This is a genomic window from Bradyrhizobium sp. MOS001, assembly GCF_004634465.1.
Lineage (GTDB): Bacteria > Pseudomonadota > Alphaproteobacteria > Rhizobiales > Xanthobacteraceae > Bradyrhizobium > Bradyrhizobium barranii.
Genome location: NZ_SPVJ01000035.1, coordinates 26,531 through 37,404, shown reverse-complemented (window position 1 = coordinate 37,404; position 10,874 = coordinate 26,531). Strand labels below are relative to the sequence as shown.

16 protein-coding genes are annotated in these 10,874 nt (G+C 64.4%); 8 read left to right on the top strand and 8 right to left on the bottom strand.

Features of this window, described 5'->3' with window-relative positions; genetic code table 11:
- Positions 1-20: 20 nt before the first annotated feature.
- Positions 21-257 (bottom strand): hypothetical protein, encoded by a 237-nt coding sequence (locus CT676_RS31055; RefSeq protein ID WP_028151579.1) that lies wholly within the window; start codon positions 255-257, stop codon positions 21-23.
- Positions 258-549: 292 nt separating this feature from the next.
- Between CT676_RS31055 and CT676_RS31050 the strand changes: the two genes are divergently transcribed.
- The 5 genes from CT676_RS31050 to CT676_RS44400 all read left to right on the top strand — a co-directional run bounded on the left by CT676_RS31050 (position 550) and on the right by CT676_RS44400 (position 4,180).
- Positions 550-1,002: a nuclear transport factor 2 family protein gene (locus CT676_RS31050; RefSeq protein ID WP_085399295.1), complete on the top strand. Its 453-nt coding sequence runs from the start codon at positions 550-552 to the stop codon at positions 1,000-1,002.
- Positions 1,003-1,239: 237 nt separating this feature from the next.
- A complete protein-coding gene (locus CT676_RS31045; RefSeq protein WP_063985546.1) occupies positions 1,240-1,680 on the top strand; it encodes a nuclear transport factor 2 family protein in 441 nt (146 codons plus the stop codon).
- Positions 1,681-2,061: 381 nt separating this feature from the next.
- A complete protein-coding gene (locus CT676_RS31040) occupies positions 2,062-2,985 on the top strand; it encodes a hypothetical protein (RefSeq protein ID WP_085399294.1) in 924 nt (307 codons plus the stop codon).
- A 215-nt stretch (positions 2,986-3,200) separates the two neighbouring features.
- Positions 3,201-3,623 carry a hypothetical protein gene (locus tag CT676_RS31035; protein ID WP_071909569.1) on the top strand — a complete coding sequence of 141 codons (423 nt, stop codon included), beginning with the start codon at positions 3,201-3,203 and terminating at the stop codon, positions 3,621-3,623.
- Positions 3,624-4,042: 419 nt separating this feature from the next.
- Positions 4,043-4,180: a hypothetical protein gene (locus tag CT676_RS44400; RefSeq protein WP_014492018.1), complete on the top strand. Its 138-nt coding sequence runs from the start codon at positions 4,043-4,045 to the stop codon at positions 4,178-4,180.
- Between the two features lie 42 nt (positions 4,181-4,222).
- Here the strand turns inward: CT676_RS44400 and CT676_RS44395 are convergent, their stop codons facing one another.
- The 3 genes from CT676_RS44395 to CT676_RS31025 form a co-directional block, all read right to left on the bottom strand.
- Entirely contained in the window at positions 4,223-4,369 is a 147-nt protein-coding gene (locus tag CT676_RS44395) for a hypothetical protein (RefSeq protein WP_166103493.1), read from the bottom strand.
- A 199-nt stretch (positions 4,370-4,568) separates the two neighbouring features.
- Entirely contained in the window at positions 4,569-5,048 is a 480-nt protein-coding gene (locus CT676_RS31030; RefSeq protein WP_085399293.1) for a MaoC family dehydratase, read from the bottom strand.
- Positions 5,048-5,500 carry a MaoC family dehydratase gene (locus CT676_RS31025; RefSeq protein WP_085399292.1) on the bottom strand — a complete coding sequence of 151 codons (453 nt, stop codon included), beginning with the start codon at positions 5,498-5,500 and terminating at the stop codon, positions 5,048-5,050. Before CT676_RS31025 ends, CT676_RS31030 begins: the two co-directional genes overlap by 1 nt.
- A 156-nt stretch (positions 5,501-5,656) precedes the next feature.
- Between CT676_RS31025 and CT676_RS31020 the strand changes: the two genes are divergently transcribed.
- Entirely contained in the window at positions 5,657-5,953 is a 297-nt protein-coding gene (locus tag CT676_RS31020; RefSeq protein WP_063985551.1) for a DUF4282 domain-containing protein, read from the top strand.
- 160 nt (positions 5,954-6,113) lie between these two features.
- Here the strand turns inward: CT676_RS31020 and ychF are convergent, their stop codons facing one another.
- From ychF to CT676_RS31000, 4 genes are all read right to left on the bottom strand, one after another.
- Positions 6,114-7,211: a redox-regulated ATPase YchF gene (gene ychF / locus CT676_RS31015; protein ID WP_135216022.1), complete on the bottom strand. Its 1,098-nt coding sequence runs from the start codon at positions 7,209-7,211 to the stop codon at positions 6,114-6,116.
- Positions 7,212-7,265: 54 nt separating this feature from the next.
- Positions 7,266-7,871 carry an aminoacyl-tRNA hydrolase gene (pth, locus tag CT676_RS31010; RefSeq protein ID WP_085399290.1) on the bottom strand — a complete coding sequence of 202 codons (606 nt, stop codon included), beginning with the start codon at positions 7,869-7,871 and terminating at the stop codon, positions 7,266-7,268.
- Positions 7,872-7,932: 61 nt separating this feature from the next.
- Positions 7,933-8,649: a 50S ribosomal protein L25/general stress protein Ctc gene (locus tag CT676_RS31005; protein WP_071909565.1), complete on the bottom strand. Its 717-nt coding sequence runs from the start codon at positions 8,647-8,649 to the stop codon at positions 7,933-7,935.
- A 198-nt stretch (positions 8,650-8,847) separates the two neighbouring features.
- The gene (locus tag CT676_RS31000; protein ID WP_071909564.1) at positions 8,848-9,108 is read right to left on the bottom strand and encodes an accessory factor UbiK family protein; all 261 of its coding nucleotides are present in this window, start codon (positions 9,106-9,108) and stop codon (positions 8,848-8,850) included.
- Positions 9,109-9,275: 167 nt separating this feature from the next.
- Here CT676_RS31000 and CT676_RS30995 point away from each other — a divergent pair, with 167 nt between their 5' ends.
- The gene (locus CT676_RS30995; RefSeq protein ID WP_085398497.1) at positions 9,276-10,007 is read left to right on the top strand and encodes a dienelactone hydrolase family protein; all 732 of its coding nucleotides are present in this window, start codon (positions 9,276-9,278) and stop codon (positions 10,005-10,007) included.
- Positions 10,008-10,021: 14 nt separating this feature from the next.
- Entirely contained in the window at positions 10,022-10,867 is an 846-nt protein-coding gene (gene lgt / locus CT676_RS30990) for a prolipoprotein diacylglyceryl transferase (RefSeq protein ID WP_085398495.1), read from the top strand.
- Positions 10,868-10,874: the final 7 nt, after the last annotated feature.

The following is a 10,874-nucleotide window of genomic DNA, read 5'->3' as shown; positions in this document are numbered from 1 at the left end:
GCATGTGGTGCCGTTCGCGCCTACAACTTCCCCTGCCCGTTTACCTGACCCTGCTGTTGCTGCTGCTTTTCCTGCTCCTTGGCGTGATGCCTGCCGTAGAGGCAGCCGGCGGCGGCGCCCAGGACGCCGTGATGGCCGGCATAGTGGCCGGCGACGCCGCCGACGACGGCGCCCTTGATGCAGCCCTTGGCGTTGGCGGCGGAGGTCGCGCCCAGCATCAGAAGTGCTGCGGCGACGGTGAGAAGCGGGGATTTCATGATCGATGTCTCCGGATCGGTTTCGGTGTCTCAACGAGCACCGACGGGCGCGGGTTCCCGTGTGCCGTGCGTGGCGGACGCGCCCACCGGCATGCACGCGGCGTCATGCGGGACGCGAAAGCCCGCTCGAATTCTTGCAGGCGGCCATCAACACAAGCTTTAATTGCATTTCATGAACCGGGCTTTGCATCGGCGCGTCATATGATCCGGACACCATTGTTTTTGCGGATTGCTGGACCCGCAGAGCGCGCATTGGCGTTTGCAATCGACACCCCACGAGGGCGGGAGCGGCATGACGGTTGGATCGCTGAACAGGCAACGCGTGCTGCATCTGCTGGACAGCTTTGCGCGCGGCGATATCGAGGCCGCGCTGTCGTGCTGCACCGACGACGTCGACTTTCTTACCCACGCGCCGATCGACGTACTGCCGCACATGGTGCCGCGCCACGGCAAGCAGCAGCTGCGCGATCTGTGGCAGACCGTCTGGTCGCGCTATTCCGAAATCCGCTACAGGGCGCCGCACATCCTCGCCGAGGGCGACGAGGTCGCGACCTACATGCACACCTACTTCAAGAAGCGCAGCAACGATCGCGTCGTGCAGTTCGACATGGCGGTGTTCTACAGCTTCCGGGGCGGACTGGTGGCGCAGATCCGCGAGATCATCGATTCCTACGATCTGGTGCAGCAGGTGCTGGAGCGGGAGATCGGGCCGCTGATCGTGGGCGCGCGGGCGGACGGGGGATGATCCTTCGCGCTCGCCCCGTTCTGACGGGCAGAGGTGGAGCAGAGACCGGGAGATTACGGGGTTCTGTTGTAAATCTCACAAACCCGCATCAATTGTGCATTGCGAAAACGTGAATTGCGTTTTGGCCGAAATCGCCTATTTTATTTGTATACGAATGAATTGAGCGGCCCCCGCACCTTTTCTGTGCATGGGGTTGCTTTCCGTTTTTTCTGCAAGCCAGCTTCAGGACGCCCCCAAATGACAGAGCACAGCCTCTGGCGTTTCTCGCGCGCGTTGCATCGCGCGGTGAACGACCGGGATTTCAGGGACATCGAGGCCCTGATCGACGAGGACGTCGAGTGGGCGATCTACGGCCCGATCGACATGTTTCCGTTCCTCGGCGCGCGCCAGGGCCGGGACGCCGTGCTCGACGTCATCCGCCAGCTCGCCGACAATTTCCACGTCCGCCGCTTCGACCGCGAGAGCATCATGCTCGGCGTGGATTCCGCCGCCTCGATGCTGCGCTATTCGCTGACCGCGCTGGATTCCGACAAGCCGATCAGCTTGCGGGTGGCGCAGTTCGCCCAGTTCAGGGCGGGCAAGCTGATCAGCATGCGCGTGCTGGTCGACACCTTCGATCTGGTTGAACAGGCACTCGGCCGCGCCATTCATCTGCCGAAGATGACCCGCGTCGGCTGAGGGGGACGCCAACGGGCCCCGCTTGCCGGGACCGATGATTGATGCTCGCCCGACCCGCGTCCTGGCCTCCAGCCCCGCCGGATGCCGTCGTGGCGAAGCTCGTCATCGGGCGCGCCTTTCGCGCGGCCCGTTGGTTCGCCATTCCAGTGGTTTGAGCATGATCTCCGCGCAAACGCGTTCCGCGTTTGTCGCGAGGGAAAACCGCTGCACACTTTGCGCTGGCGCGGCCCTTCGGGTCCGGATCATGCTCTGGCCGAGGCGAGCCGCCACAATTTCGCAACGATAGATCACCATGTGTTGAGCGGACGGAATGGCGCATGGTCATCACCGAAGGCCGCATTATAGTGGCGGCAGGCATGCGCTGGGCTCGCGGGCAGGACGATGGAATTCTCGACAGGTTTTGGCTGGACCAGGCTGCCGGTGCTGGCGGCCGCATTCATTTTGGGCTCGGTTCTGACGGTCTCGGCGCAGATCATCCCGCCCTTCTCGGCGGCTGCGCCTGACGACGAGGCCGAGACCGAAGCCACGGAGACCGCCGCAGCTCCCGACGTCAACGACCCCGACATTTTAAAGGGCATCGACGTCGACAAGCTCGACTGGAGTCAACTCGCGGTCGACGCCGGTACCGGCAACGACGTCATGGCCGCCAAGAAGCGCGCCCAGGCCGCGGCCAAGGACGGCCTGAACTGGTCGTCGAACGCGAACGCCAACGGCTCCTCCGCGGTGACGGTGAAGCAGTCGGTCTCCTCGTTCTGGGACGCCCGCATCGGCGCCGACATGACGGTGACGAGCGAGCCGCGGACGATGTCCGAGCTGCTGGCGCAGAAAGCCACCAATGGCGGCAGCCTGCCGCAATCCTCCGGCAGCGCCTGGGCGGCCGCGACCGCGCCGGGCGCCGGCTCGATCTGGGACAAGACCGCGGTGGAAGCCCGCGTCGATCCCGGCGCCGAGCAGAGCAAGATCGGGGCGTCGCTGATCAAGTCGGTGCCGCTGTCGAGCGACACGTCGCTGACGCTCCAGAACGGCTACAGCGTCAACCAGCAGGGCACCACCGCGGTGCCCGGCATCGGCGGCCACATCACGCGCAATTACGAGACCGAGCAGAGCGCCAAGGTCACCCTCACCGACACCGGCACCAGCATCACCGCCGGCCAGTCGCTGTCGACCACCGACGACAAATGGCTGCGCAAGGTCGGCGCCGAGCAAAAGCTGTTCGACAACGTCACCGTCTCCGGCTCGGTCGGCGAGACCTCGCAGGGCGCGATCAACAAGAGCCTGACGGCGGGCTTCAAGAAGAGCTGGTAGCAGTCCTGCGCCCCCCTCTGCCATCATCCCGGGATAGGTTCGTTTTCCCAGCAGTTCAGACTCTCGTAACCATACGCCACGGCAAAGCCCCCGAATCGTCCGCCCTTGCCGTATCTCGGCCAAGTTGCGGTCAAAATCCGACGCCCTAGTCGGATGACCGAACTCGTCGTGCGGGGGACACTCGCGCTGCGCTCAACGCGAACAGGGGAATAACGATGAACGCCATGCGTCCGGAAAAGACCGAACCCACCGAGACCGAGACGGTCGACACCAACCTCGCCGCAGTGACGGAAGTCGAAGCCGGCATCCGCGACTTCGTCCGCAACGACATCGCCTATCTGCGCCGGCCGGCATCGGGAACCACCGACACGCCGCCGCTCGATCCGAGCGCGGAAGCCACCGTCACCAACGTCAACTCGCTGATCCAGCGCGTCGCCGGCACCTCGCTCGCCGAGATCGAGAACCTGATCTCCGAGCTCGAGAGCCTGCGCGACCTGCTCCATGCCGAGGGCCAGCGCGTCCAGCGCGAGATCTCCGGCTACGCCCAGCTCAGCCAGGCCGCGATGAAGTCGACCCGCATGATCGCCGACAACGTCGCGCAGTGGAAGCGCGCCGCCGACGGCCTGCGCAACAGCTGATCACTCACGTCAAGCATCACCGGCCGCCGCGTTCCGCAAAGGACGCGGCGGTTTTGATTCGCGGGGAGTTGGGTGCGCACAAGCTCCCCACGATAGGTGTCATCGCCCGACTTGCCGCCTTCGCTAAGGCTTCGGCGGCCGAGTGAGTTCTTGGCCCGGCGAAGCCCTTGGCGGAGACGGGATCGGGCGATCCAGTATTCCAGAGACAATGAGGCAAGAGCCGGGACGCCGCGGCGTACTGGATGCCCCGGTCAAGCCGGGGCATGACAGCGGAGGGTGTGGCTGCGAAAGATTGAGGCAGTGGACATGCGTTCACGCAGTCAATGCAGCCGACCCGGTTCGCTTTGAACCCTCCGCGCCCCAGCGCCGACCAATGCCAAGCGCCCGCAGCCTTGCGGCCGGGCCTGGGGACATTTCAGATGGAAAGCATTCGGCCCGACAACACGGACCCTATCCCGCTGCGGCCCGCGCCGAACCAGTTCGGCACGATCATGCTGCGCTTCGTCGGATTGCTGGCGGTGGCGATCGCGGTGCTGGCGTTCGTCTATAGCCGCTGACGGCGGAGGCCGGACGTCCGGCCCCGAAGAGTTAACGAGCCCTTAACGGCTCGCGTCGACCGTCGAGGCTTCCAGGGTGTAGCCGCCATCGGCATAGCCCTTCACCACCATGCCGGCGACCAGCATCACTGCCAGCGTCGCGGTCGCAAAGATAAATCCCACCAGCTTGAGTGCGCCGCGGTCTGCCATGGTCCTCGTCCCCTGTTCTCTGCCCAATTCGTTTCAATTAGACAGCGACAGGTTCATAATTGGTTAGCAACTCGATGGTTCCGCCAACTGCTTCGCGGGTCATCATGTTGAGCAGGCTTATGGCAGCCGCCCGGAATCGCGTCCATAGCGCGCGGGCAACACTCGCGCATACATTTGGACCGTTCATCCTGGAACAGGTCTAACCGCCCTTCCGCATCGGCACGAAGGCGCTGGCGGTGATGGAATAGACCTCCTCGCCGCGCTGGTTGGTGCCGGTGGTGCGGGCCGTCAGAATGCCCCAGCCGGGGCGCGAGGCGGAGCTGCGCTTGTCGATGACTTCGTTGACGTAGGCGACGGTGTCGCCGGCGAGCACCGGCCTGATCCAGCGCAGGTCGCGAAAGCCCGGCGACGGCCCCCACACCGCGACCTCCTCGCCGCGCGAAGCGGCCTCACGCGCCAGACGCTGGCCATCCGCGACAAGCAGGCTCATGCAGGCCGAGCCGACATGCCAGCCCGAGGCCGCAAGGCCGCCGAACAGCGAGTTCTTGCCTTCCTCCTCGTCGAGATGGAAGCGCTGTGGATCGAACTTTGCGGCGAAAATCTTGATGGACTCCGCGGTGAACGTATAGGCGCCGATCTCGCGGCGGTGGCCGATCTCGATCTCCTCGAAGAAGGGCATCAGACTGCTCTCTCGCGCCGCTTGATCAGGATCGGCGAGGTCATCTCGCACAGCGCCTCGTCCTTGGCGTTGCGCACCGTGCATTTGAACTTGACGATGCCGAGCTCCGGCCGGCTCTTCGAGGCGCGCGCCTCCAGCACGTCGACGTCGAGCATGAGATCGTCGCCGGGCCGCAAGGGTGACAGCCAGCGCACCTCGTCGACGCCGGGCGAGCCGAGCGAAGCGGCGCGTGTGATGAAGCCATCGGCCATCATCCGCATCATCAGCGAGCAGAGGTGCCAGCCCGAGCCGGACAGGCCGCGCAGCATGCTGTTGGCCGCGGCCTCCTCATCGAGGTGCATCGGCTGCGGATCGAACTCGGCGGCGAAAGCCAAGATCTCGTCGCGGGTGACATGGCGCGGGCCGAATGTTCCGAACCGGCCGGGCGGGAAATCTTCGAAGGTCAGGGTCATCTCGGGAATGCTTTGAGGGAATGACAGATTGTGGCCGCACTTTGCGGCAATCTCAACCCGCCGGCCCGCATGGCTCGTGCTACATATGGGGTGTCGGCGTTGGTCTTGAGTCGGATCAACCGGCAGGCCGAGGCCCGATTTGCCCTGGGGAGAGCAATGTTTTCATTCAGCGACCTGTTTCAATGGGACCGATTCATAACCCCTACGATCATCAAGACCTTCTACTGGCTGGTGATCGCACTGATCTGCCTGTTCGGCCTTTCCGGAATCTTCTCCGGTCTCGCGACGATGGCGATCAGCCCGTTCGGCGGCTTCCTGGTGCTGCTGTCATCGATCGCGAGCATCGTTGTCGGCATCGTGTTCTCGCGCATCGCCGCGGAGCTGATCCTGATCGTCTTCCGCATCAACGAGCATCTCGGCGCGATCCGCGACCAGGGCGGCGGGGCGCGGTGAGGCGGCTGCAGGTGCCGTAGGGTGGGCAAAGGCGCAAAGCGCCGTGCCCACCATCCTTTCGCGATTTGAGAGAGACGTGGTGGGCACGCTTCCGCCTTCGCTCTTCGAGCTACGGCGGACAAGTCGCTTTGCCCACCCTACAGCACCGCTCTTTCGCGTCTTACGTATTGAACCTGAAATGCATCACGTCGCCGTCGGCGACGACGTATTCCTTGCCTTCGAGACGCAGCTTGCCGGCATCGCGGGCGCCGGCTTCGCCGTTCAGCGCGACATAGTCCTCATACGCCATCGTCTCGGCGCGGATAAAACCCTTCTCGAAGTCGGTGTGGATCACGCCGGCCGCGCCCGGGGCCTTGGTGCCGCGATAGATGGTCCAGGCGCGCGCTTCCTTCGGGCCCACCGTGAAATAGGTGATGAGGTCGAGCAGGGTGTAGCCGGCGCGGATCAGGCGATCGAGGCCGGCCTCTTCGAGACCCAGCGTCTCCAGGAAGTCGGCGCGTTCCTCGCGTGAAATGGTGGCGATCTCGGATTCGATCTTGGCGGAGATGACGACGGCAACGGCGCCTTCCTTGGCCGCCTGCTCCTCCACCGCCTTGGAGAACGAATTACCCGTGGCGGCCGAGCCTTCCTCGACGTTGCAGACGTAGAGCACCGGCTTCGACGACAGCAGGCCGAGCATCCCGAAGGCGCGCTCCTCCTCCGCCTTGCGCTCGACGAGGCGGGCGGGCTTGCCCTCGCGCAGCAGCACCAGCGTGCGGTTGACGAGGTCGAGCTGCTCCTTGGCGTCCTTGTCGTTGCCCTTGGCTTTCTTCGTGAGGTTGTCGACGCGCTTCTCGAGGCTGTCGAGGTCGGCGAGCATCAGCTCGGTCTCGATGGTCTCGATGTCGGCGAGCGGGGCGATCTTGCCCTCGACATGCGTGATGTCGGAATCCTCGAAGCAGCGCACGACATGCGCGATGGCGTCGACCTCGCGGATGTTGGCGAGGAACTGGTTGCCGAGGCCTTCACCCTTGGAGGCGCCGCGCACGAGGCCGGCGATGTCGACGAAGGTCAGCCGGGTCGGGATGATCTGCGCCGATTTGGCGATGGCCGAGAGCTTGTCGAGCCGCGGATCGGGCACGGCGACTTCGCCGACATTCGGCTCGATGGTGCAGAACGGATAGTTCGCGGCCTGCGCCGCGGCCGTCTCGGTCAGCGCATTGAACAAGGTCGACTTGCCGACATTCGGCAACCCGACGATCCCGCATTTAAATCCCATGGTCGTCCTCTATCCGTATTCGTCATGGCCGGGCCTGACGGAGAAAACGGTGCCCTATTCCTTGCCGTTCTCGTCCTTGGTCAAAAAGCCCTTCGCCTGCATGGCGAGATGCACCCTGTTGGCGAAGGTCGCGTCCGTGCCTTTGGCAACCAGTGCCGCGTGCTCGGCCACCGCCTCGCACAGCGTCGCCACCCAGTCGTTGTCGGCCTTGGCGAAGTCCGACAGCACGTGGCCGTGCACCAGTTCCTTGACGCCGGGATGACCGATGCCGAGCCGGACCCGGCGATACTCGTTGCCGATGTGCGCGGAGATCGAGCGCAGGCCGTTATGGCCGGCGATGCCGCCGCCGATCTTCACCCGCACCTTGCCCGGCGGCAGTTCGAGCTCGTCATGGAACACGGTGACGTCGCCGGGCGCGATCTTGAAGAAGCTTGCCGCCTCCTGAACGCTGCGGCCGGAGTCATTCATGTAGGTTGTCGGCTTGAGCAGGATGATGCGCTCAGTACCGAGCGCACCTTCCGAGGTCTCGCCCTGAAACCTGCGGCGCCATGGTGCAAAGCCATGCCGCCGCGCGATCTCGTCGACGGCCATGAAGCCGATATTGTGCCGGTTACGTGCGTATTTCGCGCCGGGATTGCCGAGCCCAACAAAGAGTCGCATGACGCGGCGCGCCCCTCGCTCGGCGCGCGATCAAGGACCGCGCGCCCAGCTCTTTGAGAGATTACTTCTTCTTGTCGCCGCCGGCGGGAGCCTTGGCAGCCGCAGCCGGAGCAGCAGCACCCGCAGCCGGAGCCGCAGCGCCAGCCGCCGGAGCAGCCGCAGCAGCGCCCGGAGCTGCAGCCGCAGCCGCGGCCTTCTGCTCTTCGGCGTAGCCGGACGGCGGCACGATGGTGACGAGGGTCGCGTCCTCGCGGGTCAGCGCCTTCACGCCGGCCGGCAGCTTGATGTCCGACAGATGCAGCGAGTGACCGATTTCGAGTGAGCCGACATCAGCCTCGATGAATTGCGGGATGCTCTCGACGCCGCATTCGAGCTCGATCGAATGCGCGACGATGTTGACGGCGCCGCCGCGCTTCACGCCGGGCGAACCTTCCGCTTTCACCACATGCAAGGGAACGCTGATGCGGATGGTGGCACCTTCGCCGAGACGCATGAAGTCGACATGGATCGGGAAATCCTTGACCGGATCAAGGTGATAGTCACGCGGGATCACGCGGTGCTTCTTGCCCTCGAGGTCGATGTCGACCAGCGTGGTGAGGAACCGGCCGGCGAGGATGCGCTGGCGCAGTTCACGATCGTCAACCGAGATCGGGAGCGGGGGTTGCTTGTTGCCATAGATCACTCCGGGCACTTTCCCGGCGCGACGCTCAGCCCGGGCGGCCCCCTTGCCGCTCTTCGGACGTGCGGTCGCCTTCAATTCCTTGACGGTCGTCGCCATAGTCTAAGTCCTTGTTTTTGCAAAAGTTAATGGGCCGCAGCGCGGCCCATGGTGCAGTTCGCAGCAAGCCTCCAGGGGTGCGGGGGCCGCGAACTTGGCGGGCTTTTACCCGGAAGATGCGGAAATGACAAGGAGAATGGCCCGCCCGGCGGGGTCCCCACCCTCCCCTGGAGGGGAGGGTAAGCGAGAACGGCGGCCTTATGTCGGCGTTCCGCCGAACTTGGCCTCCAGCGCCACGATGCGCGCCTTCAGGGCCTCGTTCTCCTCGCGGGCGAGGCGGGCCATGTCCTTGACCGCCTCGAACTCCTCGCGCTTGACGAGGTCCATGTCGCGCAGGAATTTCTCGGCCTGGGTGCGCATCACGGTGTCGAACTCGCGCTTGACGCCCTGGGCGGCACCGGCGGCGTCGTTCATCAGGCGGCCGATCTCGTCGAAAAACCGGTTGTTGGTCTGGGTCATGTCGGTCTCCTGGCGGCCTCAGATAAACTTTGCGCGAACGCGCGAAAAGACAATGGCAATCCGGGCGAAACGGTTCAAGGGCCGATCGGCGGTATCCTTGTCATGCCCCGGTTTCCTTGCAATCGTATTCAACGTCCCTGCATAACAAGAATCAGAAGGCGCACGAGATGATCGATCAGCAGATCGCGATTCCCACCAAGGACGGCCACACCGCAACCTTCATCACCCATCCCGAACGCGGCGGGCCGTTTCCGATCATCCTGTTCTACATGGATGCGCCGGCGATCCGCGAGGAGCTGCGCGACATGGCGCGCCGGCTCGCCACCTCGGGCTATTACGTGATGCTGCCGAACCTCTACTACCGCTCCGGCGTGATGGAGCTCGGCGCGCTGCCGGCCGATCCGAATGCACCCGAGCGCAAGCGCATGTTCCAGCTCATGGCCTCGCTCAACATTCCCATGATCATGGAGGACACCAGGGCCCTGCTCACCTATGCCGAGGGCCAGGCGGCTGCCAATACGAAAATCGTCGGCACCGTCGGCTATTGCATGAGCGGCCGTTACGCCGTCAACGCGGCCACGCACTTTGCCGACCGCGTCAAGGCCGCCGCCTCGATCTACGGAACGCATCTGGCGACCGACGAAGACAACAGCCCGCATCTCGCCTCAGGCAAGACCAAGGCCGAGCTCTATTTCGCCTGCGCCGAGACCGACATCTACGCGCCCGCCGAGGTCATCGAGAAGGTCAAGCAGGGCATGAGCGGTGCCAAGGCCGAGGTCGAGATCTATCCCGGCACGCATCACGGCTTCGCCTTCCCCAAGCGTCCGGTCTACGACCGCGACGCTGCCGAGCGGCATTGGGAGCGTCTGCTGGCGCTCTATCGCCGCAATCTCGTTTAAGTCTAGAAGGCCTGATGCCCTTTCTGCTCATCGACTTTCCCGCCTTCAAGCCGATCGCCATCGAGATCGGTCCGTTCGCGATCCGCTGGTATGCGCTGGCCTATATCAGCGGCATCGTGTTCGGCTGGCTCTATGCGCGCTCGCTGCTGAAGAAAGAGCGCCTGTGGAGCGGCCCCGCGCCGATGTCGCTGGTGCAGATCGACGACTTCATCCTGTGGGTCACGCTCGGCATCATCCTCGGCGGCCGCACCGGCTACGTGCTGTTCTACAATCTGCCCTTCTTCATCGATCACCCCGCCGCGATCTTCAAATTGTGGGAGGGCGGCATGTCCTTCCATGGCGGCTTCCTCGGCTGCGTCGTCGCGGTGATGTGGTTTGCCTATCGCAACCGCATCTCGATCCTGTCGCTGGGCGACATCACCACGGCAGTCGCCCCGGTCGGGCTGCTGCTCGGGCGCATCGCCAATTTCATCAATGGCGAATTGTGGGGCCGCGCCGCCGACCCCAGCCTGCCCTGGGCGATGATCTTCCCCAACGATCCGACGCAGCTGCCGCGCCATCCGAGCCAGCTCTATGAGGCCGGCATGGAGGGCATCCTGCTGTTCACCGTGCTCGCGATCATGATCCGTTTCGGCGCCCTGAAGCGGCCCGGCATGATCCTCGGCGCCTTCATCCTGATCTATGGCCTGACCCGCATCGCCGGCGAGCATTTCCGCGAGCCGGACGTCCAGCTCGGCTTCCTCTGGGGCGGATTAACCATGGGCATGCTGTTGTCGATCCCGATGCTTATTGTAGGCCTCATACTTATTGTATTGGCTATCAGGCGCGGCGCGCCGAAGCCCGCCGGGGCTATCAGTTAATTCCTTT

What these genes read in the sequence shown, in the direction of transcription:
- CT676_RS31055 (WP_028151579.1), bottom strand. Translation starts at nt 257, where the DNA reads ATGAAATCCCCGCTTCTCACCGTCGCCGCAGCACTTCTGATGCTGGGC.
- CT676_RS31050 (WP_085399295.1), top strand. Translation starts at nt 550, where the DNA reads ATGACGGTTGGATCGCTGAACAGGCAACGCGTGCTGCATCTGCTGGAC.
- CT676_RS31045 (WP_063985546.1), top strand. Translation starts at nt 1,240, where the DNA reads ATGACAGAGCACAGCCTCTGGCGTTTCTCGCGCGCGTTGCATCGCGCG.
- CT676_RS31040 (WP_085399294.1), top strand. Translation starts at nt 2,062, where the DNA reads ATGGAATTCTCGACAGGTTTTGGCTGGACCAGGCTGCCGGTGCTGGCG.
- CT676_RS31035 (WP_071909569.1), top strand. Translation starts at nt 3,201, where the DNA reads ATGAACGCCATGCGTCCGGAAAAGACCGAACCCACCGAGACCGAGACG.
- CT676_RS44400 (WP_014492018.1), top strand. Translation starts at nt 4,043, where the DNA reads ATGGAAAGCATTCGGCCCGACAACACGGACCCTATCCCGCTGCGGCCC.
- CT676_RS44395 (WP_166103493.1), bottom strand. Translation starts at nt 4,369, where the DNA reads ATGGCAGACCGCGGCGCACTCAAGCTGGTGGGATTTATCTTTGCGACC.
- CT676_RS31030 (WP_085399293.1), bottom strand. Translation starts at nt 5,048, where the DNA reads ATGCCCTTCTTCGAGGAGATCGAGATCGGCCACCGCCGCGAGATCGGC.
- CT676_RS31025 (WP_085399292.1), bottom strand. Translation starts at nt 5,500, where the DNA reads ATGACCCTGACCTTCGAAGATTTCCCGCCCGGCCGGTTCGGAACATTC.
- CT676_RS31020 (WP_063985551.1), top strand. Translation starts at nt 5,657, where the DNA reads ATGTTTTCATTCAGCGACCTGTTTCAATGGGACCGATTCATAACCCCT.
- ychF (WP_135216022.1), bottom strand. Translation starts at nt 7,211, where the DNA reads ATGGGATTTAAATGCGGGATCGTCGGGTTGCCGAATGTCGGCAAGTCG.
- pth (WP_085399290.1), bottom strand. Translation starts at nt 7,871, where the DNA reads ATGCGACTCTTTGTTGGGCTCGGCAATCCCGGCGCGAAATACGCACGT.
- CT676_RS31005 (WP_071909565.1), bottom strand. Translation starts at nt 8,649, where the DNA reads ATGGCGACGACCGTCAAGGAATTGAAGGCGACCGCACGTCCGAAGAGC.
- CT676_RS31000 (WP_071909564.1), bottom strand. Translation starts at nt 9,108, where the DNA reads ATGACCCAGACCAACAACCGGTTTTTCGACGAGATCGGCCGCCTGATG.
- CT676_RS30995 (WP_085398497.1), top strand. Translation starts at nt 9,276, where the DNA reads ATGATCGATCAGCAGATCGCGATTCCCACCAAGGACGGCCACACCGCA.
- lgt (WP_085398495.1), top strand. Translation starts at nt 10,022, where the DNA reads ATGCCCTTTCTGCTCATCGACTTTCCCGCCTTCAAGCCGATCGCCATC.